17 protein-coding genes are annotated in these 25,709 nt (G+C 73.0%); 8 read left to right on the top strand and 9 right to left on the bottom strand.

Annotated elements, in window-relative coordinates; genetic code table 11:
- Positions 1–330: 330 nt before the first annotated feature.
- Together OG370_RS16815 and OG370_RS16810 are read right to left on the bottom strand one after the other, a co-directional pair.
- Entirely contained in the window at positions 331–1,500 is a 1,170-nt protein-coding gene (locus OG370_RS16815) for a flavin-containing monooxygenase (RefSeq protein WP_328465061.1), read from the bottom strand.
- A gap of 368 nt (positions 1,501–1,868) precedes the next feature.
- Positions 1,869–2,516: a TetR/AcrR family transcriptional regulator gene (locus OG370_RS16810; RefSeq protein WP_328465059.1), complete on the bottom strand. Its 648-nt coding sequence runs from the start codon at positions 2,514–2,516 to the stop codon at positions 1,869–1,871.
- Positions 2,517–2,816: 300 nt separating this feature from the next.
- Between OG370_RS16810 and OG370_RS16805 the strand changes: the two genes are divergently transcribed.
- Together OG370_RS16805 and OG370_RS16800 are read left to right on the top strand one after the other, a co-directional pair.
- A complete protein-coding gene (locus OG370_RS16805; RefSeq protein WP_328465057.1) occupies positions 2,817–3,605 on the top strand; it encodes a VOC family protein in 789 nt (262 codons plus the stop codon).
- Positions 3,606–3,846: 241 nt separating this feature from the next.
- Positions 3,847–6,273, top strand: coding sequence for a serine/threonine-protein kinase (locus OG370_RS16800; RefSeq protein WP_328465055.1), 2,427 nt, complete (start codon positions 3,847–3,849; stop codon positions 6,271–6,273).
- Positions 6,274–6,339: 66 nt separating this feature from the next.
- On the opposite strand, the gene OG370_RS16795 is transcribed toward OG370_RS16800, so the two are convergent.
- The 3 genes from OG370_RS16795 to OG370_RS16785 all read right to left on the bottom strand — a co-directional run bounded on the left by OG370_RS16795 (position 6,340) and on the right by OG370_RS16785 (position 10,889).
- On the bottom strand, positions 6,340–6,876 hold the full coding sequence (locus OG370_RS16795) for a hypothetical protein (RefSeq protein WP_328465053.1): 537 nt from the start codon (positions 6,874–6,876) through the stop codon (positions 6,340–6,342).
- A gap of 516 nt (positions 6,877–7,392) precedes the next feature.
- Complete coding sequence (locus tag OG370_RS16790; protein WP_328465051.1) at positions 7,393–7,617, bottom strand: hypothetical protein; 225 nt, start codon at positions 7,615–7,617, stop codon at positions 7,393–7,395.
- Positions 7,618–7,940: 323 nt separating this feature from the next.
- On the bottom strand, positions 7,941–10,889 hold the full coding sequence (locus OG370_RS16785) for an AfsR/SARP family transcriptional regulator (RefSeq protein ID WP_328465049.1): 2,949 nt from the start codon (positions 10,887–10,889) through the stop codon (positions 7,941–7,943).
- A 477-nt stretch (positions 10,890–11,366) separates the two neighbouring features.
- Between OG370_RS16785 and OG370_RS16780 the strand changes: the two genes are divergently transcribed.
- The gene (locus tag OG370_RS16780; RefSeq protein WP_328465047.1) at positions 11,367–12,134 is read left to right on the top strand and encodes an AMP-binding protein; all 768 of its coding nucleotides are present in this window, start codon (positions 11,367–11,369) and stop codon (positions 12,132–12,134) included.
- A 112-nt stretch (positions 12,135–12,246) separates the two neighbouring features.
- On the opposite strand, the gene OG370_RS16775 is transcribed toward OG370_RS16780, so the two are convergent.
- Complete coding sequence (locus OG370_RS16775) at positions 12,247–13,809, bottom strand: CehA/McbA family metallohydrolase (RefSeq protein WP_328465044.1); 1,563 nt, start codon at positions 13,807–13,809, stop codon at positions 12,247–12,249.
- A 516-nt stretch (positions 13,810–14,325) separates the two neighbouring features.
- Between OG370_RS16775 and OG370_RS16770 the strand changes: the two genes are divergently transcribed.
- From OG370_RS16770 to OG370_RS16755, 4 genes are all read left to right on the top strand, one after another.
- Positions 14,326–15,552: a phosphodiester glycosidase family protein gene (locus tag OG370_RS16770; RefSeq protein WP_443060871.1), complete on the top strand. Its 1,227-nt coding sequence runs from the start codon at positions 14,326–14,328 to the stop codon at positions 15,550–15,552.
- 462 nt (positions 15,553–16,014) lie between these two features.
- The gene (locus OG370_RS16765) at positions 16,015–17,118 is read left to right on the top strand and encodes an ADP-ribosylglycohydrolase family protein (protein WP_328465042.1); all 1,104 of its coding nucleotides are present in this window, start codon (positions 16,015–16,017) and stop codon (positions 17,116–17,118) included.
- Between the two features lie 167 nt (positions 17,119–17,285).
- Positions 17,286–18,482: an aminotransferase-like domain-containing protein gene (locus OG370_RS16760; protein ID WP_328465040.1), complete on the top strand. Its 1,197-nt coding sequence runs from the start codon at positions 17,286–17,288 to the stop codon at positions 18,480–18,482.
- A gap of 367 nt (positions 18,483–18,849) precedes the next feature.
- Positions 18,850–20,457: a sodium:solute symporter family protein gene (locus tag OG370_RS16755; protein WP_328465038.1), complete on the top strand. Its 1,608-nt coding sequence runs from the start codon at positions 18,850–18,852 to the stop codon at positions 20,455–20,457.
- 102 nt (positions 20,458–20,559) lie between these two features.
- On the opposite strand, the gene OG370_RS16750 is transcribed toward OG370_RS16755, so the two are convergent.
- The 3 genes from OG370_RS16750 to OG370_RS16740 form a co-directional block, all read right to left on the bottom strand.
- A complete protein-coding gene (locus OG370_RS16750) occupies positions 20,560–20,769 on the bottom strand; it encodes a DUF397 domain-containing protein (RefSeq protein ID WP_328465036.1) in 210 nt (69 codons plus the stop codon).
- A 200-nt stretch (positions 20,770–20,969) separates the two neighbouring features.
- The gene (locus tag OG370_RS16745; RefSeq protein WP_328465034.1) at positions 20,970–21,824 is read right to left on the bottom strand and encodes a helix-turn-helix domain-containing protein; all 855 of its coding nucleotides are present in this window, start codon (positions 21,822–21,824) and stop codon (positions 20,970–20,972) included.
- A 373-nt stretch (positions 21,825–22,197) separates the two neighbouring features.
- The gene (locus OG370_RS16740) at positions 22,198–22,899 is read right to left on the bottom strand and encodes a GOLPH3/VPS74 family protein (protein ID WP_328465032.1); all 702 of its coding nucleotides are present in this window, start codon (positions 22,897–22,899) and stop codon (positions 22,198–22,200) included.
- A gap of 252 nt (positions 22,900–23,151) precedes the next feature.
- On the opposite strand from OG370_RS16740, the gene OG370_RS16735 reads away from it, so the two are divergent.
- Positions 23,152–25,650, top strand: a complete 2,499-nt coding sequence (locus OG370_RS16735; RefSeq protein ID WP_328465030.1) for a D-alanyl-D-alanine carboxypeptidase family protein — start codon at positions 23,152–23,154, stop codon at positions 25,648–25,650.
- The last annotated feature ends 59 nt before the right edge of the window (positions 25,651–25,709 follow it).

Genomic DNA, 25,709 nt, shown 5'->3' with positions numbered 1-25,709 from the left:
CCGATTCGAGTGGAGTTCACTCGCCCGGGTGAACGGGACCGGCTGGAGCCGGCGGTGGGCGCCGCTCTCGCCCGGATCGGCCCGGGCGGAGCGGTCCGTACGGCCCGTTGAGAACGATGCGCGGTGAACGAGGCGGCACGCGCGGAACAGCTCGCGTGGATCGCCGTAGAAGAAAGGGCCGTGCGCGTGCGCAACGGCCGGGGCGGGCGGCTCGCAGGGAACGAGCGGTGCGGATCGAACGAGCCGCGGTGGCAGGGGCGTTGCGCCGCCGCTCACCGCCCGCCGCTCGAGGCAGGCCTCGCCCGCCCCCGCCGGCTTCCGCGTACCGCTCTACCGCGCGCGGGCGGCCGCGCGCGCGATGCGGCGCGCGTCGATCGCCATTTCGCGGAACATCCCGCTGATCGGATTGGTGAACCCGGTGAAGTACAGCCCGGGCGCGTTCGCGGGCGTCCTGGCTCCGTGCACCACCGGGCGGCCGCGGCCGTCGAGCACGCCGAGGTGGCCCACGAGCGGTTCGAGGCCCCGCCGGTAGCCGGTCGCGGCGATCACCGCCTCCGGGCTGATCTCGGAGCCGTCGGCGAGGCGCACCTTGTCTCCGTCGAACTCGGCGACGGCGGCGACGGGTTCGACCCGGCGCGAGCGGACGGCCGCGATCAGGCCGACGTCCTGCACCGGAATCGCGCCGTCCAGCACACGCGAGTACAAGCCGGTCTCGGGGCGGGGCAGGCCGTACGCGGACAGGTCCGGTACGCCGGCCCGTTCGATGTACGGCGCGACGCGGTCCACCAGCCGTGTCGGCAGCCGGCGGCAGACGATCCCGCTTGCCTGCGCGGGCCAGCCGAGCGTCGAACGGCGCAGGATATGAGGGGACGTCCGCACCGCGAGGCGTACTCGCGAGGCGCCGCCCTCCATCAGGTCGACGGCGATCTCCGCACCGGTGTTGCCCGCGCCGACCACGAGGACGTCCCGCCCGGTATAGGGGACGGCGTTGCGGTAGCGGGCCGCGTGCAGAAGATCACCGGAGAAGGTGTTTCGTCCCGGCCAGTCGGGTATGTACGGACTGTGGTTGTGGCCGGTCGCCACCACGACCACGGCGGAGGAGAGTACCCGGCCTCCGGTCGCGGGCAGTTCCCAGCCCGCGCCCTTCCGCTCCACTCGTCCCACCTCGATGCCGGTGGCGATCTCGAGTTCGTGGTACTCGGCGTACTTCTCGAGGTAGCGCACCACGTCGTCCCTGCTGACCCATCGGCCGAACCGGCGCGGAATGGGCAGTCCCGGCAGCGCCGACAACCGCCGCGTGGTGTGCAGATGCAGCCGGTCATAGTGGCCGCGCCAGGAAGCTCCCACGTGTTCCGCGCGCTCCACCACGAGCGGCCTGAGCCCCCGCTCCCGCAGTGCCGCGGCCGCGGCCAGTCCGCCGGGGCCGGCGCCGATGACGATGGCGTCGGGAGTTGCGGCGGGCGGGGGGACCCGGTCGGTGGCGGTCGTGGGGTCGGCCATGGGGGCACTCCTGAGCCTGAATACGTCTGTCGCGAGCAAGGTGGTGATAGCCGGAAGGTATTCCGACGGGCGGGTGCGAGCGTAGCCCCCCATGCGGTCGAGCGGCATGGGCCGTTGCGGGCTGCCCACTTGCCGGTCACGGTCCGCCACTTGCCGTCCACGGGGAACCGGTTGCCGGTCGCCCGCCGCGCCTCGCCGCCGCCGGCGGTGCGCCGCTCGCGCTGCCCGTCTGCCCGGAGACGCAGCGACGCGGGCGCCGGCGGTCTCCCCCGAGACCTCGTGGCGCCCGCGTCGGGGCGTGATGTTGCGGCAGGACTGGCGAGTGCGGGGCCGAACGGCCCTGCGGGTGGAGGGTGTTGGGGCGGTCGCTACTTCGGTGGTTTCTTCCCGGTGACCCCGAGGTGGACGAGCAGCGCCAGGTTCGGCTTCAGGTCGGCCTGCTTGACGCCGGACCCGGTGAAACCTTTCTGGTGGGCGGCGACCGCGGCCAGCATGGCCACCAGCGAACCGGCCACGGCCGGCGCGCTGACCTGCTTGTCGACCTTGCCCTTGCTCTGAAGGTCCTTGATGGACTCGGTGAGTGAGCCCGTCACGGAGTTGAGGATGCGGGTGCGGATTCTGTTGAAGCGCTTGTCGCCTTCGGCGGCACCGAGGTCGATCACGCGCAGGATGGCGTCGTTCCTGCGCCAGAAGGACAGGAAGCCGTCGACGAGTTGGTCTGCGGCGAGCGCGCCGGACTTGCCGACCCAGGAGCGGCCCGCGACCAGTTCGGTCAGGCTAGCCCCCTCTTTGGCCATCTCATCGGCGAGTTCAAGGACGGCGCCCTCGACGTCGGGGAAGTACTGATAGAACGTTGCGGGGGAGGTGCCCGCCATCCGGGCGACGTCAATCACCTTGACATCCCGGTACGGCGACGTGCTGAGCATCTCGCCGAGGCAGTCCAGCAGCTTCTGCCGCGTTGCCTGCCCGCGGCGGCCCGCAACACGGCCGTCGACGGTGCGAACTTGTCCTGTCATGCCGTCAGTTTACCGACCCGTGATCGGCGCGCGATTTGGCGGCGTGCAAACGGGGACGCTCTCCTTCCGCTTGGCGAACCACCAGTTCAACGGTGCTTTCTTCCGTCCCGGCGGCCCCATGGGACGGCGCGTGAAATGTGGCGAATGGGTGATTCGGCGGCGTGGAGCGGGCGACTCAAAGAATTGACCATATGTTCGAATTCCAGCGGGTGTGGTGGGGAAGATCACTGGTTACGGTGGCAATGACGGTGTGTCGCGGACACGGCGCGGGCCATCGTGAAGGTAGGAGAGGATCGAGTCATGTCGGCATTCGGAGAAGGCGCCCCGTGCTGGGCGGATGTGGCACTGCCCGACCTCGCCGTCGGCCGGACCTTCTACGGCGAGCTGCTCGGCTGGACCTTCGAGGACCAGGGGGAGGAGTTCGGCCACTACACGATGGCCCTGCGCGACGGCGTCAAGGTCGCGGCCCTGATGCCGAAGGCGGACCCGTCGATGCCCACCGCCTGGGGCGTCTTCCTCGCGGTCGTCGACGTGGCCCGGACCGCCGAGAAGGTCAGGGCGGCCGGCGGGCAGGTGGCCTTCGGGCCGGACGCGGTCGGCGACAGCGGAGTGATGGCCGGGGTCGTCGACCCGGGCGGCTCCTTCGTCGGGCTCTGGCAGCCCGCCGGCCACCAGGGTTTCGACCTGGTCAACAAGCCCGGCGCCTACGCCTGGTCGGAGAACCACACACGGGATGCCGAGACCGTGGACGCCTTCTACCGGGACGTCTTCGGATACGAGTCCCAGCAGGTCGGCGACGGCGTTCACTTCGACTACAAGGTGTGGTCCGTGCCCGGCGCCGAGAACCCCTCGCTCGGCCGGCTGAAGCTGGGCGGCACCGCGGAGGACACCCCCACCGCCTACCAGGTCTACTTCGCGGTCGGTGACTGCGACGACGCGGCCGCCACCGTCCGCCGGCTCGGCGGTCAGGTGCTGGTGGGCCCCGCGGAGTCGCCGTACGGCCGCACCGCCATCGTCACCGACGACCAGGGAGCGCGGTTCGCCGTGATCGACCTCGCGCGCCGGTCCGACTCGATACCCGGTCAGTGAGGCCGGCCGCCACCTTCTGACGCCCGTTCCGGCGCGGCGGATGGCCGTCCGGCACCGGGGAGTGGATGATAACGAGTTCGCTTTCCGGGCGTGTCGGGACGGCCCCGGGTTCGCAACCGGCGCTCTTCCCAGGAAGAATCGGGTCCGTACCCTGGCACGGGAGCCAGCGACCGGCCGGACGGGGCCGCGCAGCACGGGGAACGGCCGCGGACAACGCGGGCACGGGGAGGTGGCAGGGCAAGTGGTGGAGCAGCTTACGCAGCATGACCCGAGACGGATCGGCCCTTTCGAGGTGCTGGGACGGCTCGGCGCCGGCGGCATGGGGCTGGTCTATCTCGCCCGCTCGGCCTCCGGTCGGCGAGTGGCGATCAAGACCGTGCGGGCGGAACTCGCCGAGGACCAGCTCTTCCGCGTCCGCTTCACCCGTGAGGTCGAGGCGGCCCGTGCGGTGTCCGGCTTCTACACCGCTGCCGTCGTCGACGCCGACCCTCGTGCCGCCGTCCCCTGGCTCGCCACCGCCTACGTCCCGGCGCCGTCCCTGGAAGAGATCGTCAACGAGTCCGGCCCGCTGCCCGCCCAGGGAGTGCGCTGGCTCGCCGCCGGGATCGCCGAGGCCCTGCAGTCGATCCACGCCGCGGGCCTGGTACATCGCGACATGAAGCCGTCGAACGTACTGGTGGTCGAGGACGGACCGCGGGTGATCGACTTCGGTATCGCCTCCGGGGTGTCCAACACCCGGCTGACGATGACGAACGTCGCGGTCGGCACCCCCGCCTACATGTCGCCCGAGCAGGCCCGTGACTCCCGCAGCGTGCGCGGCGCCAGCGACATCTTCTCGCTCGGGTCCACCCTGGTCTTCGCCTCGACCGGCCATGCCCCGTTCCACGGGGCCAACCCGGTCGAGACCGTCTTCATGCTGCTGCGCGAGGGCCCCGACCTGGCCGGTCTGCCCGACGAGCTGCGCCCGCTGATCGAGTCGTGCATGCGGATGAAGGCCGAGGAACGTCCCACCCCGGCTGATCTGCAGGCGCAACTCGCCCCGCACCTGTTCTCCTCCGGCGGCGACGACACCGGCACCGCGTCGGCCTGGCTGCCCCCCGGCGCGGTCGCCCTGATCGAGGAACGCCACCGCAGCCGGATCGGCCCGGTGCAGAACGGCGGCCGGGGCGCGCGCCAGCCCGGCGCGCAGGTGTCCGGCCCGCAGGTCCCCATGCCGCCCGCGCCGGCACCCCAGCCGCCCATGCCGCAGGCTCCCGCGCCGCAGCCCTCCGGCCTGGTGCCGCCGCCGCCCGTGTCACCGCCCCGCCCGCAGCAGCCGCCCCGCAGCCCCGCCCCCCAGCACGCGGCCGCGTCCGTACAACTCGCCGGGTCCGCGCCGATCGGGCCCGGGCTGCGGCTGGCGCGGGCGGCCGACCTCAAGGCGACGGCCGGACCGGTTCCGGGAACCGAGTGGGTGCGCCCCCGCGGCGGTGCCCATCGGGCCGCGGAGGCCCCGCCGCCGTCCGTGGCCGCGGTGCCGCGTCCGTCCGGCCCGCCGGGGGAGTGGCGGCCCTGGCGGTTCCGGATGTCGAACGACGTGTGGGGCACCCCCGTGGTGGACAGCGGACTGCTGTACGTCACGTCCTTCGAGGTACACGCACTCGATGTGGCCAGCGGGCGGCGGCAGTTCAAGACCAGGGACGTGGCCTGGACGATGGCGGTGGCCGGCGGCCGTATCCACGCGTCGGACGGGCCCAGCCTGTTCGCGTTGGGCGCGACCGACGGCGGCGAGCGGTGGCGTACCCCGATCGACGGCTGGGTGTACGCCGTGCGGGCCGACGCGAGCACCGTCGTCACGGGCACCCGTGGCGGCGTGGTGCAGGCGTGGGATGCCGAGCGGGGGACGCTGCGGTGGGAGCGGGCCGGGGCGCAGACGGAGTTCGAGTCGCCGGACGCCGGACCCGCCATCGAGAACCGGACGGTGTTCTACCAGGGCGGCGGCCAGCTGCACGCGGTGGACGCGCTCAACGGCTCGGAGCTGTGGTCGTATCCGGTGGGGGAGCCCGGCGCGGCCGGGTCGGTGGTCACCCGGCCGGTGGTCGCCGACGGCGTCGTCCACCTGACCGCCGGCACCCGGGTGCTGGCCCTCGACGCGCGCACCGGCGCGGAGCGGTGGCACTTCGAGGCGCCCGCCGTGATGTTCGCGCCCCCCGCGCATGTACCCGGCCCGGGCGCATCCGGCGGCGGGATCTACGTCACCGACCACCTCGGCACGGTGTACGCGCTGGACCCGGCGGACGGCCGGGACCGCTGGCGGGTCGCCACCGAGCCGCGGCAGTCGCTGGAGCCGGTGGTGGTCACCGCCGGCGGGGTCCACCTCGGGGCGGGCAGCGCGCTGTACACGCTGGACGCGGTGAGCGGGACGCCGCGCTGGCGGTTCGCCGCGCAGGGCGAGATCGTCGGGTCGCCCGCGGTGGCGGACGGGCGGGTGCACTTCGGCTCGAAGGACCACTGCCTGTACACGGTGGACGCGCAGGGCGGCCAGTTGCGGTGGCGGCTGGAGACCGGTGGCGAGATCACCGGATCACCGGTCACCGCCGACGGTGTGGTCTACGCCTGCTCCAAGGATCGTTGCGTCTACGCCCTGGACGCGGCGAAGGGCACCGGCTCGACCTCGCGCCGGGCCTGAGCGGGGAGCGGGGAGCGGAGAGCAGGGCTAGCGGGGCCGGGAGGTAGGCCCTGGGTCACCGGTGGTTCACGGCTCCGCCGGACCGTCGGGGGAGAGCGGCTCGGAGCGCTTCGAGTACGGCGGCGGAGACTCCTGCGGCGGTTCGGCGACGTCGTCCGACGGCAGGGGTTCGGGCCGGCCGTAGCGCGGGCGGCGCAGCCCCGAGAGCAGGAAGGCCCCCGCGAACAGCAGCAGCCCGCTCGCGACCGCGACACCTACGCCCGTGTCGAGCCCGTCGCCGCCCGCGGTCAGAGACCCGGAGAACTGCGCCTGCCGGACCATCCACAGCACCGTGACGCCCAGCACCAGGCAGCCGGCCAGCGCCACCGCCGCCCATGACCGCGCCAGCACGCCCAGCAGCGTGAGCAGCGCGGCGAAGCCCATCGGCAGGAAGAGGGAGCCGAGCAGGGCCGCGTCATGATCGGTGACGCCGACGCCCGTGAAGAGGTCGTTGACCCGGATGTCGGAGCCGTGACGGCCGCCGTACCAGGCTCGGAAGGGGCACCAGACGGCGGCCGTCGCTCCGGCGAGCGCGAGCAGTGACCCCACGACGTTGCGGACCATCGGGGTGCCACCGCCTCGTGTCGCTCACTCGGCCCCCACGTGGCCGACGCTACGCCGGGCGCCGCGGCACTGCCACGCGAGCGCGGGCGCGGGAGTGACCACCGCGCCGACCAGCACTTTTCCCCTACCGGCCCCCTGCTGGGACCGAGGCTTCACCGGTTCCACGGCCCCACCCGCTCTACCGGTTCCACCCGCTGCACCAGCACTCCGCGGGTGCGGAATCCCCTCGCACCCTCGCACCCTCGCACCCTCGCACCCTCGCACCCGCGCACCCTCGCACCCTGCGCACCGCACACGTCGGCCGCAGCGCCCCCTCCGCGCTGCGGCCGACCTGCTGCCCGGACTGTGAGCCGGCCCCCTGAGCCAGCTCGCCGGTCCCCCCTCGGGCGTCCCCCTCTTCTCCTGCGGACCCGGAAACCCCCATCTCCACGTCCACGGGACCATGCCCGCCGCTGGGCAGTTCGCCCGGCGCCCCGTGCCGCACTGTGCCGTGCCGCACGGGCGCCTCGCGGCGGATCAGTTTGCGGGCTCGGACTCGGTGTGCCAGTTGTTCGGCTTGACCTGACCGGGCTTCGTCGTGGGCTTGTCCGCCAGCAGCCCGTCGACCGGGGCCTCCGAGGCGTCCTCCGTGTGCCAGTTGGCCGGCTCGACCTTTCCCGGAGTCGGCTTGGTCGGCGGAGCGGGGTCGGTCGGGTCGGTCGGCGGCTGGTTCTCGGTGGTCTCGGTGGTCTCAGTCGTCATGGTGGTTCTCCTGCACTTCGGGGACCTGCTGTGGTGAAGCCCACCCGGCGACGACCCCCGTGCATCACCGGGCGGGCGGCTCGTGCGGTGATGGAATCGTGGCAGCCGCCGATAATCAACCGATAAACGGTATCGATGAGTTGCCGAATCGGCTGGTAGCAGCCCCCGGCCGCGTGTCCGGTGCCCGTTTCCGCCCCGTCCCGCGGGGCCCGTGCCCGGTTCCGCCCGGTCGCGGGACCGGGCCACAGCCCGGTCCCGTCAAGTCCCGTACACGCTCCGGCTCGGGCCCGCCGCGTCTCACTCCGTCCCGGGGCCGGCCGCCGTCAGCCGACCATCCGGATCACCGAGGGCGCCGTCTCGCCACCGAGCAGCCGCCGTACCTCCTGCGCCTCCGGAGAGCCGAGCGCCACGTACATGCCCAGCGCGTCGTGCCAGCATGCGTGCGCTCGTACGAGCTGGCCCATGTCGGCGAGCGCGCGGCCGAGCACGGTGAGTACGTTGGCGGTGCGCCACTCGCCACCGACCTCGCGCTGGATGACCAGGGCCTGTTCGGCCGCGGCCGCCGACCGCAGGCTGTGGCCGGCCGCCCGGTGCGCCTCGGCCAGCCGGTAGAGCGCCATGCCCTCCCAGAACTGCTGCCGGGCGTCGCGGAAGATCTCCACCGCCTCGTTCAGGCGGGCCACCGCCTCGTCGATGCGTCCGGCGGCGGTCAGTGCGACGGCGACGGCGTACAGCCCGTTGCCGAGCCGGAAGCCGACGTTCAACTCCCGGTAGACGGCGAGCGCCTGCTGGCTGTTGGCTACCGCCGCGTCGGAGTCGCCGAGGCTCAGCTGGGCGCGGGACAGGTTGCTGAGGGCGGACGCCTCACCGTGCCGGTTGCCGTCGGAGCGGAACGCCTCCAGGGCGGCCTCGTGGTATTCGGTGCAGACGTCGAAGCGTTGCGCCTGGTGCGCGATGATGCCGCGCAGGTTCGGCGCGTAGCTGCAGGTGACGGGGTCCTCGGCGGCCAGCCCGACGACCATCGCGCGCCGCGCTTCCTCGTCGGCGGCGGCGAAACGGGCGGTCATCCGCAGGAGTTGGGCGACCAGCACCCTGGCCCGGCCCTCGACCAGGGCGTCACCGCAGGCGTTCGCGGTGGCCACGACCGCGTGTGCGGCCTGTTCGTACTGCCGGGCGTAGATCCCCGACTCCATCAGGTCCTGGGCGGCCCACAGCAGGTCCGTCGCCTTGCGCATCAGGCCGCCGCAGCCGTCGTCGGCCGACTGCTCGACGGCCGCCAGCAGGACCTGGGCCTCGGCGAACAGCCACTCCAGCCCGGCTTCGCGGGAGTCGAAGGCCATGCCGGGCAGGGAGGTTACGGCGAGGTGGTCCAGCACCCGGTCGCCGGGGTTCTCCAGCGCGTAGACGGCCGTGGCCGAGGCGAGGTAGAAGTCCAGCAGCCGGGACAGCGCCGAGCAGCGCTCCTGCTCGGTCTCGTCGCGCTCGGCGCACTCGCGCGCGTACAGCCGCAGCAGGTCGTGGAAGCGGTAACGGGCCGGCGCCGCCGACTCGATGAGGCTTATGTCGACCAGCGTCTCCAGCAACTCCTCGGCCGTGTACGGGTCGAGGTTCAGGACGGCGGCGGCCGCGTCCAGCGAGATGTCGGGGCCCTCCGGGAGGGACAGCAGCCGGAAGGCGCGGGCCTGTTGGGGCGACAGGTGGCCGTAGCCGAGCGCGAAGGTGGCCTTGACGGCCAGGTCGCCGGCCCGCAACTCGTCCAACCGGCGGCGCTGGTCGGCGAGTTTGCGGGCCAGTACGGAGACGGTCCAGGTGCGGCGGGCGGCCAGCCGGGCGGCGGCGATCCGGATCGCCAGCGGGAGGAAGCCGCAGGCGCCCACCACGGCGAGCGCGGCCTGCCGTTCGCCGGCCACCCGCTCCTCGCCGACGATCCGGCTGAAGAGCTGCAGGGCCTCCTCGGGCGACATCACGTCGAGGTCGACCAGGTGCGCGCCTTCCAGGTCGACCATCCGCATCCGGCTGGTGACCAGAGCGGCGCAGCCGGGCGTGCCGGGCAGCAACTGCCTTATCTGCGCGGCGTCGTAGGCGTTGTCGAGCAGGGTGAGGACGCGGCGGCCGTCGAGGGTGGAGCGGTAGAGCGCGGCGCGCTCGGCGAGCGAGTCGGGGATGGCGGGGTTGGGAACGCCCAACGCCCTCAGGAACGCGCCGAGTACGGCCTCGGGCTCGGCCGGGCGCGGTTCGGTGCCCTGCAGGTCGACGTACAACTGCCCGTCGGGGAAGGCGTCCCGGACCGCGTGCGCGACGTGCACCGCGAGGGTGGTCTTGCCGACGCCGCCGATCCCGGCCACGGCGGAGACCGCCATCACCCCGCCCTCCTTGCCCTGCTCGGTGGCCAGGGCGAGTTGGCGGCCGAGTTCGTCGGCGACGGCGCGGCGGCCGGTGAAGTCGGGCACGCTCGCGGGAAGTTGCGCGGGGCGGACGATCTCGGGCGTGCCGGCGTGCGCGGAGACCGGCGCGGCCAGGTCCGGGTCGGCCTCCAGGATGCGCTGGTGCAGGTCGCTGAGTTCGGCGGAGGGGTCGATGCCGAGCTCGTCGGCGAGCAGGCGGCGGGTGTCGGCGTAGACGCCCAGCGCCTCGGCCTGGCGCCCGCTGCGGTACAGCGCGAGCATCAGCAGGGCGCGCAGCCGCTCGCGCAGCGGGTGTTCCGTGGAGACCGCGGTGAGTTCGGAGACCGCCTCGGCGTGCGCGCCCAGTTCCAGGTCGAGTTCGAGGCATGCCTCGATCAGGCCGACCCGCCACTCGGCCAGCCGGGAGCGCTGCGTCTCCGCGTACGGCCCGGGCAGGCCGGCCAGCGGTTCGCCGTGCCACAGGTCGATGGCGGCCGCCAGCAGGCGCCGGGCGTGCTCGGGGTCGCTCACCTTCGCCTTCTCCGCGTCGGCCGCGAGACGTTCGACGACGGTGTAGTCCAGGGCGTCGGGCGCGACGTGCAGGGCGTAGCCGCCGGAGTCGGTGACCAGCGCCTTGGGGCCGAGCGCCTTGCGCAGCCGGAAGGCGTACGAACGCAGGGCGGCGAGCGCGGTGTTGGGCGGGCTCTCGCCCCAGACGGCGTCGAGCAGTTCGGACGCGGAGGCGGTGCGCCCACCGCGCAGCAGCAGCGCGGCGAGCACCGCCCGCTGCTGTGGCGCCCCGGTGCCGATCGGGACGTCGCCGCGCCAGGCACGCACCGGGCCCAGCACCGCGTAGCGCAGGCCGCCCGGGTCCGTGCTGCTTTCCATCGTCTGCCCCCTGGATCGCCCATGTGCACATGCCGGGCGCGTCCCCGAGCCCGGCGCTCCGCGCGTATATCTATCGTTCATCGCTGGACGGAACAGTTCTCTGCATGACATGCGGAGCCGAAAGTTCGGCCCCGTCCGTGCCAGTTTGCCGTGTCGGGCGGCCGAGGTCACCCCGTGCATGGTGCCGATCCGGCCTCGTGCCGAATGTTGGGCCGAATTCGAGGTTCTGTCTGTGCGTGCGCGGAGGTTGTGTTGTGTGGGACAGGTTCACACCAATGTGTGTCCTGCGAACGGGCGGGTGACAGAGACATGCGGGTGTCGGGCAAAAACGATTCGGCGGATTCTTCGGTTTCAGGAGGATTGCGCCGGGAAACAACACTTGTGTCCGGTGCGGTGCTCTCCTGGCCGTCGTTGCACGGGACATCCACGCTCCCGGGGACGGGACCCGTACCGCCCGCACCCACCGGGACGGATACGGTGACCCGCGGCGGCGGGAAGCACAGCCGGCGCCGGCGGGGGCGCGGCGGTGGTTCCCACACCACCCTGGGCGAAGGCGGGCGCCTGCCCGGCCCGTTGCTCCGGCAGCGGGCGGAGCACCGGCCGCAGGGCATACCCGCGCTGCCCTACGGAGACAGCGCGCCGACGACCGGTACCGCCGGGTGCAGCTTCGCCGAGCTGGACCGACGGGCCCGGGCGGTCGCCGCGCGGCTGGGCAGCGTGCTGCAGCCGGGCAGCCGCGTCATGCTCGTCTACCCGCAAGGGCCCGACCTCGCGGGCGCGTTCCTCGGCTGCCTGTACGCGGGCATGTCCGCGGTGCCGCTCGTGCTGTCCTCGCCCGGGGCGACGAGTTCGGTGGCCCACGCGGCGCGGCGCTGCGACCCGGCGATGGTGCTCACCGGCACCGACACCTGGACGCCGCTGGCGGTCGACCGGGCGCGGGTCGAGGTGGTCGAGGCGGACGGCGTCCATGTCTCCGGCGAACCGGTGTGGCGGCTCGCGCAGAACTGGCGGCCGGTGGGTGTGCTGCGCGGCGCGCCCGCCTACCACCGCTACCACGATGACGGGGCGGTGGGCGGTCGGCTGGAGCCGGCGATGTCGCACGGCGATCTCACCGAGGTGATGGACGAGTTGGCCCAGGCGGTGCGGCTCGGCACCGACGAGGAGAACGTCGGCTGGATCGCCGCGGTGCACGGCGTGGAGGACGCCGTGTGGCGCATTCTGCTGCCGATCCGGATCGCGGCGTAGTGGTCGGTGCGATGCGCGGACGGCAGCAGGAGTGCCCGGACGGATGAGCACGGATCAGAACGGATGAGAAAGGCAGGAGGAACGGAGACGAGGGGGCGGTGCCGCGAAGGGGCTATCGGCGGCCGAGCCAGATCGGGTTGGTGAGGGCGGCGGCCGGTCCGGGCAGGCCGGAGGTGTCGTCTGCCGCCGCGGGGTGCCGTACTTCCGCGCGCACATAGGACGCCAGCGACGCGGTGGTGGTCCACTCCACGGCACCGCAGGCGGGTAGGACCTGGCCGACGACCTGGCCCTCGTCGGTGAGCAGCCGCAGCAGTGAGCCGGCCGGCACACCGGCGACCTGGAGGCGGACGGTCACCTCGGAGTCCGCGGCGACCTGCAACCGGTCGCCGATGCCCGCGTGTTCGCCGTGCGGGCCGGTGGCGGACAAGGCGAGCCGGACGTCGGCGTTCGCGGCGATCCAGGAGTGCCCGGCGCGGATGCCGGCCTGCAGGGAGCGGCGGTCGAGGCCGTCGGCGAGTACCACCGTCTGCGGCAGGCCGACGACGTCGGGGTCGCGGTGGGCGTCGGAGTTTCCCATCGCCGGCACCCATTGGCCGTCGCCGCGCCGGGCCGCACCGGTGAGCAGGTTGTCCCAGGTGAGCAGGGAGGCTTCGTCGTCGGCGGTCCAGGGGCCGTTCCAGACCTCGATGGCGTCGACGTTGTCGTAGCCGAACTTCCACTGGCTGGCGAGGCTGGTGCCGTACGGGTGGGCGGGCACCACGATGCCGCCGGCCCGGCGGATCTGCCGGGCGAAGCGGTCGAAGGCGTCGTCGCGGGCCCGGTAGCGCCAGTCGATCCACTGGCCGCCGTCCAGGCCGATCGCGAGGTAGTGCCCGTTGCGGGTGGTGATCTCCTCACCGGTGAGGATGAGCAGGTCGTCGCCGGCCAGCGGGCCGAGCAGCGGGTGCGCGGAAGAGGTGTTGTGGTCGCTGGAGTTGATGAAGTCGAGCTGCGCCGCCCGGGCGAGCGCGGCCAGTTGCTCCAGGGTGCGCTTGCCGTCGGAGTGCACGGTGTGCAGGTGGCAGTCGCCGCGGTACCAGCCGCGGCCGCGGCCGCGCACCTGCTCCGGCGGGTAGTCGGGCACGGGGGTGGTGCCGCGTTCGCCGAAGGTGAGGGTGACGGTCACCGAGTAGTTCAGGCCCTGCGGCGCGACCGTGTACGGGCCGAGCACCACATGCCAGGTGCCCGCCTCGACCGGTCCGGGCAGGTAGCCGGGTGTCGCCTGCTCCGCGCTGATCGAGAACTCCGTGCGCGCCCCGCCCGACCAGCCGCGGAAGCCCCGGCCGCCCAGGTCCGTGCCGCACTGGTCGAAGATGCCGATGTCGCAGGCGTTGCCGAGCAGCCCGGCGGGCACGTCGGGCCGGTCGTAGCTGTACGACACGGCGATCTGCCGTACGCCGCGCGGCACGTTCAGCGGCAGGTACACGAAGTCGGCCACGCCGATGGGCAGGTGGCCGGTGAGGGTACGGGTCACCTCGTTGCCGTCAGCGGGCATCGGGGAGCCGGCCGCGGGGTCCTGGCCGGAGCCGGGGCCCGCGCCGGAGTCCGAGGCGGCGGCGAAGTCCACGGGGGCCAGCGTAAGGACGCCGGCCGCACCCGCGCTCGCGGAGAGCTTCAGCACATCTCGTCGGTCCATGGCGTCCACGGTCGGGGGTCCGGGTGAAGGGTGCGTGGCCTGGCCCTGTGCGCGCCGGGGCGGAAGGCGGCGGGATCGGTGTGGCGCTACGGCCGTTCGGGTGAGTGGAGCGCACGTCGGAGCGGGCCCGGCCCGTACGCCGGGACAGCTGGGGGCCGGTGCGCCCGGGTGTACCTCGGCACGCTCGCCCGCCTGCACATGCACATGCCAACCCCTCGCCCCGGGCGCGTGGTCGTACGACCCGCACGCGTAGGGCCGTCTGCGGTGGGAAAGTGCGGCGCGCCCATCGTGGGCTGCGTGATCCGTGCGGCGCGCTACCGCCGCAACTGCGCTGCCGGGCGGGCGAATTCGCAGCAGCGCCGCCGTCCCGTCGCCCGCGGTTCACCGTGCGGACCGCGCCGGGCTGCTGAAGTCCTCCCGGACGAAAGTGAGTTGCGGGTCGGAGGAGGAGACGTGAGCGGTCGTACGAGAGCCACGGCGGGGCCGACGGACAGCGGGGCACGGGCGAGGGCGCGGGTGCGGGCCGGGGGAGCGGCGGTCGTGACGTTCGCGGCGCTGGCCGGCGGTCTGGCGGGGGCGTCGGCGGCGGTGGCGCGGGACGCCGGCGGCCTGCCGTACTCCCAAGTGGAGCAGGTGGCACGGGGAGTGACGTACGGGCAGTTCTCGGTGGACGGCGGGAAGGGCGCCGTGACCGGGTACATGCTGACCGTCGACCTGTCCGACCCGCGGGTGCGGGTGGACCTGCTGACGCCCGGTGCGGTGGCCGACCGGGCGCCCGTGTCCCAACTCGCCGACTCCGCCCGGGCGGTGGGCGCCGTCAACGGCGACTTCTTCAACATCAGTGAGGAGCACGCCGGCGTCACCCCGACCGGCTCCTCCGACGGCCCGGAGATCGCCGCGGGCCGGGCGCTGAAGGCAGCGGTGCCGGACGCGCAGCGGTTCGGCCCGGCGATGCCGCCCGGCGGGACCACGCGGGACGTGCTCGGCGTCGGCGCGGACCGCAGGGCCCGGCTGGACCGGCTCACCCTCGCCGGCAGCGTCCGTACCCGGCAGGGCAGTCACCCGCTCGGCGGCTTCAACCAGTACGCGCTGCCCGAGGGCGGCATCGGCGCGTACACCGCCGGGTGGGGCACCGTCTCCCGCGAGCGCGCCGTCTGCGGCTCCGACACCTCCCGCGCCGCGGCGTGCAGCACCGACACCTACGAGGTGACCGTGCGCGGCGGCCGGGTCACCGCCGTGGCCGACACCCCCGGGCAGGGCGCGATCGCGCCGGGCAGCACCGTGCTGGTCGGGCGGGAAGCGGGCGCGGACACCCTGCGCACGCTGCACGTCGGTGACCGTGCGGACGTCGGCGAGCGCCTCGTCCCGACCGCGTCGCACGTGCCGTACTCCTGCGCGGTGGGCGGCTTCCCGGTGCTGCGCGACGGCGCCCCGCTGCCCGGGCTCGACGCGAAGACGGCCGCGGTGCGGACCGCCGCGGGCTTCGGCGACCACGGCCGCACGCTCTACCTGCTCGCGCTCGACGGCACCGCCGCCGCCGACCCGGGCCTGACCGTCGCCGAGGTCGCCGACGTGATGCGGCAGGCGGGCGCCGACGACGCGGTCAACCTCGACGGCGGCGGCTCCACCACGCTGGTCACCCGCGCCCAGGGGGACCCGGCCGCCACCGTGCGCAACAACCCCTCGGGCGTGGCCGAGCGCCCGGTCGCCAACGCGGTCGGGGTGTTCAGCACCGGCCACTGAGCCGGGCGGGGAGCCGGCCGCCGGTCCGCGAACCGTGGAGCCGGCTCCCATGGAGGGCGGCCCAGTGCGCTGCGCGTACGCCGGAGCGCATTTGGCACTCCTGTATGGCACCCGGCGTACGCCCCCTGACCCTCTCCTGAGCCCCACCTGACCCACCCCTGCCCCTGCCCGCCCCTGCCTGCTCCTCTCCAACCCCGGCCCGCCCCGGCCCGACCCCCGCCGCCCCGACCGCCCCGGCCCGCTCCCCGGCCCGCCCCGACCGACCGAAGCGACGGCCCAATCCGCCCCAACCGACCCACCAGCCCCGACCCGTACCGGGAGAAACCCCGGAAAACGCCGGAAAAGACGGCCCTTCGCGGACAACCCCGCACCTACCCTCGGCCCCCCTTCCGCTCTCGGTTTCGTCGGATATCGTGCGGCGCAGCACGGGATCGGATCGGGTGATGTTCGAAGGGGAGCGCATTGACCGCTGTCTGGGGACGCGCGCAGCAGCAGGACTTCCGCAGCCGGGTGCGCGGCTGCCTGCTCGGCGGTGCGATCGGCGACGCACTCGGCGCCGGCGTGGAATTCGAGTCGCTCGAGGCCGTCCTCAACACCCACGGCCCCGACGGCGTCACCGACTACGTGCCCGCGTACGGCAGACGCGGTGCCATCACCGACGACACCCAGATGACGCTCTTCACGGTCGAGGGCCTGATCCGCGCCCAGGTCCGCCGCGACACCGGCGCCTGGCACCCGCCGACCGACATCCACCGCGCCTACCTGCGGTGGGCCGCCACCCAGAACGAGTGGGGCCCCGACGAGCGCCGCAAGGACACCGGCTGGCTGGCCCGCGAGGAGTGGCTGTACGCGCGCCGCGCGCCCGGCGGCGCCTGCCTCAGCGGCCTGTCCGACGACCGGATGGGCACTCTGGAGGAGCCCAAGAACCCGGGCTCGAAGGGGTGCGGCGGCGTGATGCGGTCGGCGCCGTTCGGTCTGCTGGTCGGGTGGGAGCCGCAACTCGTCTTCCAACTCGCGGTCGAGTGCGCCGCGCAGACCCACGGCCACCCCACCGGGCAACTCGCCTCGGGCGCGTTCGCGGTGATCGTGCACGGGCTGGCCCGCGGCGAGGCGCTGGACGGTTCCGTGCAGCACGCCCTCGCCCTGCTGGGCGCCCGCCCGGGCCACCAGGAGACCACCGATGCCCTCCAGAGCGCGCTGGGCGCGGTACGCCAGGGCCTGCCGTCGCCGCAGCGGGTCGAGGCGCTGGGCGAGGGGTGGACCGCCGAGGAGGCGCTGGCGATCGGCGTCTACTGCGCGCTGGTCGCCGAGGACGTCAGGCACGGGCTGCTGCTGGCGGTCAACCACTCCGGCGACAGCGACTCCACCGGGTCGATCTGCGGCAACCTGCTGGGCGTCCAGCACGGCGAGACCGCGCTGCCGCCCGCCTGGATCGCCGAGTTGGAGGGGCGGGCCACCATCCTCCAGCTCGCGGACGACTTCGCGATGGAGATGACCCAGTCCCCGGCGCTGCACGGCCCGTCCGGCGCGAGCCCGGCGTGGCTGGACCGCTACCCGGCGGCGTGACCGCGGGGGTGCAGGGCGGGGCGCGGGCGGCCAGAGACCAGCACCCGGTACGGCCGTACCCGTGCGTGGCCGTCGGTACGCCCACCGTGTGCGGCGCCGCGCGGGCCGGATGCCCGCATCGTGGAAAGTAGCTGGACACAGCAACGATTCTTCGTAGGCTGCACGCCATGACGACCAGCCTCCGCGGAGCACTCCCCGAACTCGCCGGCCGCGCCCGCTCGGTGGGTCCCTCGCCGGTACGCGAGATCCTCGCGCTGACCGCGCGGCCGGAGGTGATCTCCTTCGCGGGCGGGCTGCCCGCGCCGGAACTGTTCGACGCCGAGGGGCTGCGCCAGGCGTACGACCGGGTGCTCGCCGAGCGCCCCGGGCAGGTGCTCCAGTACTCCACCAGCGAGGGCGACCCGGCTCTGCGCGCCTCGATCGCGGCCCGGCTGGCCGGGCGCGGCCTGCCGACCGAGCCGGACGACTTGCTGGTGACCGGCGGCTCGCAGCAGGGGCTGAGCCTGATCGCCACCGCGCTGCTGGAGCCCGGCGACACCGTGCTGGTGGAGAACCCGACCTACCTCGCCGCGCTGCAGTGCTTCGGCCTCGCCGGCGCCCGGGTGGTCCCGGTGCCCACCGACGCCGACGGGGTGCTGCCCGACGCGCTGGAGGAACTGGTGCGGCGTGAGCGGCCCAAGCTGCTCTACCTGGTGCCCAACTTCCAGAACCCCACCGGCCGTACGCTCCCGGCCGACCGCCGCCGCGCGGTCGCCGAGATCGCCGGGCGGCACGGGCTGTGGATCGCCGAGGACGACCCGTACGGGGAGTTGCGCTTCGAGGGGGCGCACCAGCCGCAGATCGCGTCGTACGACGCCGCGGCCGACCGCACCGTCCTGCTCGGCAGCTTCTCCAAGGTGATGGCCCCCGGGCTGCGGCTGGGCTGGCTGCGGGCTCCGGCCGGGTTCCGCCGGGCCTGCGTGATCGCCAAGCAGTCCGCCGATCTGCACACCTCGACCGTCGACCAGGCCGCCGTCGCCCGCTATCTCGCCGACCGCGACCTGGACGCGCACCTGGACCGGGTCCGGGCGGCCTACCGTATCCGGCGCGACGCGCTGGTGGCCGGGCTGGCGGACGCGCTGCCGGCCGGCTCCGGGTGGAACCGGCCCGAGGGCGGCATGTTCCTGTGGGTACGGCTGCCCGAAGGGCATGACGCCACCGCGCTGCTGTCCGTCGCGGTCGCCCACGACGTCGCCTATGTGCCCGGCGCGCCGTTCTTCGCCGCCGACCCCGATCCGGCGGCGCTGCGGATGTCCTTCACCACGCACACCGCGGCGGAGATCGGCGAGGGGCTGGCGCGCCTCGCCAAGGTGTTCCGGCCGTAGGAGCGCGGCTCCGACCGCTCGTGCCGGTCCTCTCCTTCCTGTACGGCCGCCCGGAACTCCCGCGTCCCGGGCGGCCGTTCCGTCATGCCGCGCGCCAGGGCGCGGGGGTGCGGACGTCCGGCGAAGTGCCCGCTCATCGTCGGTTCGGCGGGCGGGTCGTCACAATGCCAAGTTGGGCAAAGAACGAGTAAAATCGTTCTGCTTTCTGACCTGAGTTCAGGTTCATGAACAACCTAGCCCTTGACCGGCCTCCCGGAACAAGGGTTCAATCCCCCAAGTCCCCACTCCCGCAAGGGGGCGACCCCGCCCGAGCGAGCGGCACGGCGAAGTGCCCTCACGTTCACAAGGCGGACCCCCGGGAGGGGACATGAACAGTCTCGACTGGACCGTTCTCATCGCGTACTTCGGCGTGATGGTCGTGATCGGCCTGTGGTCCCACAAACGCGTCGACGACGTCGGGGACTACTTCACGGCCGGCGGACGGATGCCCTGGTGGCTCTCCGGCATCTCGCACCACATGGCCGGCTACAGCGCGGTGATGTTCACCGGTTACGCGGGCATCTCCTACCAGTACGGCTTCACGTCCTATGCCACCTGGGCGTTTCCGATCGCGATCGGGGTCGGCATCGGCGCCAAGCTGTTCGCGCCCCGGCTGAACCGGATGCGCTCGCGGCTGCACGTCGCCTCACCGCTGGAGTACCTCAAGGACCGCTACAACCTCACCACCCAGCAGGCGCTGGCCTGGTCCGGGGTGCTGCTCAAGATCGTGGACGTGGGCGCCAAGTGGGCCGCGATCGCCACCCTGCTGTCGGTCTTCACCGGCATCACCATCACCCAGGGCATCGTGATCACCGGCGCGATCACCGCGGTCTACTGCACGGTCGGCGGCCTGTGGGCCGACGCGCTCACCGAACTCGGCCAGTTCGTCATCCAGTTGATCGCCGGCGTCGCGATGCTGGTGGCCACGCTGCGCCACATCGGCGGCATCAGCGGCATCTGGAACGTCTGGGACGAGCCCGCGCTGCGCCACCACGGCCACCCCACCGCCGGCCCGTACACGACCGTCTTCCTGCTGGCGTACCTGTTCATCAAGACCTTCGAGTACAACGGCGGGATGTGGAACCAGGCGCAGCGCTACATGGCGACGCCGTCGGCCCGTGAGGCGTCGCGCTCCGCCGCGCTGTCCTCGGCGCTGTGGTTCGTCTGGCCGCTGGTGCTCTTCTTCCCGATGTGGGTCGCGCCGCTGCTGGTGCACGCGAACAAGCCCGACGCGTCCGACTCCTACGCGCTGCTGAGTGAACGGCTGCTGCCGCACGGGCTGTTGGGCCTGGTGGTGGTCGGCTTCTTCTCGCACACCATGGCGATGTGCTCCTCGGACGCCAACGCGATCTCCGCGGTGATCACCCGGGACATCGCGCCCGCGGTCTCCCGGGGTGCCCGCGGCTGGACCAACCGGATCGGCCTGTTCGCGGCGCGGATCACCACGCTGGTCTTCCTCGGGCTGTCCATGGCTGTGGCGACGCAGGTCAACTCGCCCACGTTCAAGGACATCATCACGGTGGTGATCAAGTGGGTGGCCGGACTGGTCGGGCCGATCGCGATCCCGTTCATGCTCGGGCTGATGCGGCGCTTCCGCAGGTCGGGCCCGACCGCGGCGCTGACCAGCTGGGCGCTCGGCCTGCTCGCCTTCTACCTGCTCAACTACCCGGTGAACGACGCCGTGTCGGGCGGGGTGAACCTGGAGTACCAGATCGCCGGCCCGGTCGCGGTCTCGCTGGTGCTGTTCATCGTGATCGGCTGGATCAAGCCGGAGGACACCCCCGAGCGGGACGCGATCATCGCGAAGGTGGACGCCGAGGGGGCGGCCGAGGCTGCCGGGGCGCCCGGTACGAAGGGTGCGGAGGGCGTCGAGGGCGCGGGCGGCACGGACGGCGCCGGCGACCCGCTGGGGCACCCGAAGCCCGCCACGGAGTGACGAGGTAGCGGCCGCCCGGAGATGGAGCGAGCCCTCTCGGCCAGGACGGCGGCCAGTCGAGAGGGCTCCTCTGCGGTGTGAGTGACGCTCGCGCGGTCGGTGTCAGCGCAGTTCGAACGCTCCGCCGTCCACGTCGGTGACGAAGGACGCCCACGCCTCGGGGGAAAAGGTGAGGACCGGACCCTGCGGGTCCTTCGAGTCGCGGACCACCACGGCCTCCACGGCGGGTGACTTGACCTCGACGCATGCGCCGTTGCCGGTCGAACGCGAGGACTTGGTCCAGGCGGGGGTGCTGCCCAGCTTGATAGCCATCTGTGCTCCGGTCTGTGCTGGTTGCGGTCGGCGCGGTATACGCCATTGACTGACGCATTCGACGCTACCGGCCAACATCAGGGCGCGGAGAGGCCCTTCACCCGACTGGATGGCATATTCCCCTCAGGACTTCCGCATTGAGCGGCCAGGGGCGTATGCTGCCCGCTTTCACCCGCCAATGGGGCTTTCCGGGGCCGCCGTTACGCGTAACGCGCGGCCGCGTCGGTGATGAACGCCCGGGTCTGCTCGGCGCTCAGCGCCTGCGCGCGCAGGTGCTCGTACATCACGCTGTACGCCTGCACGTCGGTGTCCTTCTCCAGGTACAGGTCGCTGTTCACGCCCTCCAGGTACACCACGGTCGCGTCCGTGGTGTCGGTGAACTCCAGCACCGCGAACTGCCCGCTCAGACCCGGGTGCGCGCCCACGTCGAACGGCAGCACCTGCACGGTGACGTGCGGCAGGTGGCTCAACTCCACCAGCCTGGAGAGCTGTTCGCGCATGACCTGGTTGTCGCCGACACGGCGGCACAGCGCGGCCTCGTCGACCACCGCCCACATCCGCAGCGGCGAGTCGGGGTCGGTGATCCGCTCCTGGCGGCGCATCCGCACGCTCACCCGCTTGTCGACCTGCTCGGTGGTGGCCTCCGGCAGGTTCCCCGCGATCATCGCGGCGGCGTAGGCCGGCGTCTGCAACAGGCCCGGCACCACCTGGGGTTCGAAGACCCGCAGGCTCGCCGCCTCGGTCTCCAGCCCGATGTAGACGCTGTACGGGATGTCGCCGAAGGCGTGCCACCAGCCCTGCTGCCGGGACTCCTTGGCCATCTGCATCAGCGACTCGACGATCCGCACGTCCTCGACGCCGTAGACCCCGCACAGATCGCGTACGTCGCGCTGGCTGATGCTGCGGCGCCCGTTCTCCAGGCGGCTGATCTTCGACTGGGAGACCAGCAGCCGGGCCGCGACCTCCTCGGCCGTCATCCCCTTCTGCTCGCGGAGCTTGCGCAGCTCCGACCCCAACCGGCGTCGCCTGACGGTGGGGTTCACGTTCGCGACCACAGGGACTGCACCTCCACGCTGAACCGTACTGATGGTCAGCAGCCTGCCACTACCGGTCATCGCCGCGCTGGCGAATGGACGGACAACCTTGCAACCGTCGGTTGCCGGGGATTCGCTTGCCGGGGGAATCGGTCGCGGGGGAAGACGGCGGCGCGCGGGGCGGCGGCGGTCCGGACGATGTCCGGCACGTCGCCGCCCCGCGCGCCACATCCGCTCCCCAACGCCCTTGGCCCCGGGCCGGATTCACGGTCGCGGTGCGCACTCCCGCCGAAAGGCCCGGAGGGCACCGCCACCGCCATGTGTACGGGTAGCAACCCGATGTGTACTGTGTGTCGCGTGAACGACATATGCTGTCGGCCTGCCGTCGGTCAGGTCACCGGGCTCCCGCCCGCGCCATCCCGCTGTGCCCCGCGGAGCGCTGCGCCTGGGCCGGCGGACGCTTCGGCTGCGCCGCCACCCCGTTCTGCACATCCATGACGGCGTGCGCCACGAGACCGCCCATCGGGTCGTACCTGATCAGGTCACGCAGGCGCGATCGCGATGACCGGCCCTCGTTGCCCGGGTACAGGTGCTTGCCGAGTCCCACGGCGTGGGCGAGCGCGGCGAGCGCCGCGGTCCGCGGGTCCGGCGGCACGCCGGTGCGGATCGCGCTGTCCAGCCGGGACCTGATCTCCCGGCTGACCGCGCTGTCGGTCGCCTGGTACCGCGTGGTCGGCAGCACCCCGCACATCTGACCCGGCACGGCGTGCACCATGCCGCACCGCTCCAGGTGTGCGAGATACGTCTGGCGCAACCCCAGCCGGGGCCCGCCGATCCAGTGGACGGCACGCACCGGGCTGCCGCGGCGTCGCAGCAGTTCGAGCGCGGAGTCCAGAGTCGGATCTCCTGTCGGCCGTGGGTGCACCACGGCTATACGATCCCCGTCAGGGGCTATCCGTCCGGCCAGGGCCAGCTCGACGAGCTGCGCCCCGGCGAGGCCGAGGTCGAGCGATTGCGGCTGCGCCGTGGTCCCGGTGGTCGGGTCCAGGGCGAGCAGCAACAGCTCTTCCGGAATTGTTCTGCGGCTCTTGCCCATCCATGCCTCCCCGCGTGGATGAATGACAGGGTGACGCCTCTCACACCGGCCTGTCGAGAGCGCCTTCGCCATATCGGCGGGAACCGGCTGGTATGTCGTTCTCGTCTACGGGGTGGATGGGGTGTCGCAGACGGCCTGCGCGCCTGTCGCGGGACACTTGCCAGTGTGGTCGAGGACCGGTAAAGGCGCCGTATCCGGCCGCTTTTGCCCGAGTGTGTGCATGAGTCATCACGATGTGTGGAGGAGGTCTGCGTGGCGGGCGACGCCCCCGGCAGGGAGCAGCAGCACGAGACGTCGGGGGAGCCGGGTATCCGCCCGGCCACAGATCCGAGGCTGGCGGTGTTCCGAGTGCCCATGGAGGCGCCGGAGGCGCGGGTGACCGAGGGCGGTCCCGAGGAGCAGACGGCGGGCGACGCGGTGGACGCGCCGCTCTCGCACGCCCAGGACGACATCGAAGATCCCAGTTCAGAGCCCCGATCGCACCCGTCTGACGACGCGTCCGCGGAGCCGTCGGACCCCTCGTCCGGACGGTCCCGGGCGGGCGCGGCCGCTACGTCCGACGACGTAGTGACCGTGGACGCCGTGACCGATTCCGCGCCCCCCGCCGCACCTCCCGCGCCCCGTTCGGCGCAGGAGGAGAGCGGGAAAACGGAACCGAATCGTGACCAGACGGGTGAGGCTGAGGAGGTCACTGGGGCTGGTGGGGCCAGTGGGTCCGACGAGTCCGGGGCGGGTGGCGCCGAGGACGCGGGCGAGGACGCCGGCCGCGAGGCGAACGAGAGCTCCGCCGAGGAGGAGGACGGTGCTCCGGTCGCCGCCGCGGCGGAGGACGCCGAAGCCGCGGACGAGCCGGACGAGGACGGGGCCGACACGGACTCCGCCACCGCCACCGCGAACACGGACTCCGCTGCCGACGCGGACAACGGGGCCACCACGGACGACAGCACCGCCACGGACGACGGCGCCGATGCCGATGCCGATGCCGATTCCGATTCCGCTTCCCGTTCCGCTTCCGTCGCTGGAACGGGTGCAGAGGGTTCCCGGGCGGCCGACGCCCGGGCGGGTGAAATCCCGTCCGCCGGCGCGGACATCAAGGACGCGCGCCCGGCCGACGCCCCCGCGCCCCCGGAGCGCCCTGGGCCGACGGTGAAGCCGCTCGTCTCGGACATCCCCGCCGAGTGGCCGGAAGAGCCGCAGAACGGCCGCCAGGCCCCTTCCAGCGGGTCCTCCGTGGCGTTCGGCGCTCCCGGCCGCCCGACGCGGGCCGAGACCGCGCCGCCGCGCCCGGCTCCGCTGCCCCCCGCGCAGCCCCCCGCCGCGCCCGCCAAGTCCGCTTCCGGACCCGCGGCGCCTTCCACTCCCCCCGCACCCTCCGCTCCCCCCGCCCCCGGCGGTGCCGAGGAGGCCGGCAAGGAGGCCGCCGGCCCCGGGAGCACCCGCTCCATGCCGGTGCCGCCGCCCCCCGACAAGCAGCCGCTGAAGCTGCTCGCCGAGCTGACCAACACCCCGCCGCCGCCGGACACCGCGCTGCGCACCGTCGCACGCCGGTTCAAGATCTGGACGCCGCTGGTCGTGCTGCTCGCGATCGTCTTCGTGGTGGTCCAGGCGCTGCGCCCGCTGCCGTCGCCGCACCTGTCGCTGACCGCGGCCCGGACGTACACCTTCGTCGGCACCCCGCTGCCGCAGACGATGCCGTGGCCGAAGGAGGGCCAGGCGGTCGCCGAGGTCGAGGGGCTGGGCTCGCTCGGGGTGCACGGCACCCAGTCGCCCGTGCCGATCGCCAGCCTCACCAAGGTCATGACGGCGTACGTGATCCTGCACGACCACCCGCTCACCGGCAGCCAGGGCGGGCCGACGATCGAGGTCGACGCGCAGGCCGCGAAGGAGGCCGGGTCCGACGACCAGTCGACGGCGCCGGTCAGGGAGGGCCAGCGCTTCGACGAGCGGCGGATGCTCCAACTGCTGCTGGTCCCGTCGGGCAACAACATCGCCCGCCTGCTGGCACGTTGGGACTCCGGCACGCAGGACGCCTTCGTCGCGAAGATGACCAAGGCGGCCGCCCAGCTCGGCATGACGCACACCACCTACACCGGCGCGAGCGGCATCGAGGAGACCACCGTCAGCACCGCGGTGGACCAACTCAAGCTCGCCCGCGAGGTGATGAAGAACGACGTGTTCCGCTCGGTGGTCGCCATGCCGAACGTGGACATCCCCGGCGTCGGCCGGATCTACAACAACAACAACGACCTGGTGAAGGTCGGCGTGGTCGGCATCAAGACCGGCTCCAGCACCCCGGCCGGCGGCGCGTTGATGTGGGCGGCGCACAAGACCGTCGACGGCAAGCAGCAGTTGGTGCTCGGCGTGGTGCTCCAGCAGCACGGCGGCACCACCGTGGACGACAGCCTCCAGACCGCGCTCGCCCGCAGCCAGGCGCTGATCGAGTCCGTGCAGGGCGGGCTCGGCTCGTCGACGATAGTGAAGAAGGGCACGGTCGTCGGCAAGGTCGACGACGGACTCGGCGGCAGCACCCCGGTCGTCACGAGCAAGGACCTCACGGCGATCGGCTGGGCCGGCATGAAGCAGGACCTCACGCTCGCGGCGGACGGCGACGGCGTGCCGCACCACGCCGCGGCCGGCACGCAGGTGGGCACGCTCAGCTTCGGCAACGGCTCGGCCCGTACGTCGGTGCCGGTGGTGTTGCAGAGCGACCTGGACGCGCCCGGCTTCGGGGCGAAGCTCACCCGGTTCTGAGCGTTCGTACGTCGTCCCCCGCTCGACCGCGTTCCTGCGGTCGGTCGGGGGACGACGTG

It is taken from the genome of Streptomyces sp. NBC_00448, assembly GCF_036014115.1.
Taxonomy (GTDB): domain Bacteria; phylum Actinomycetota; class Actinomycetes; order Streptomycetales; family Streptomycetaceae; genus Actinacidiphila.
This window is presented reverse-complemented; position numbering and strand designations above follow the sequence as displayed.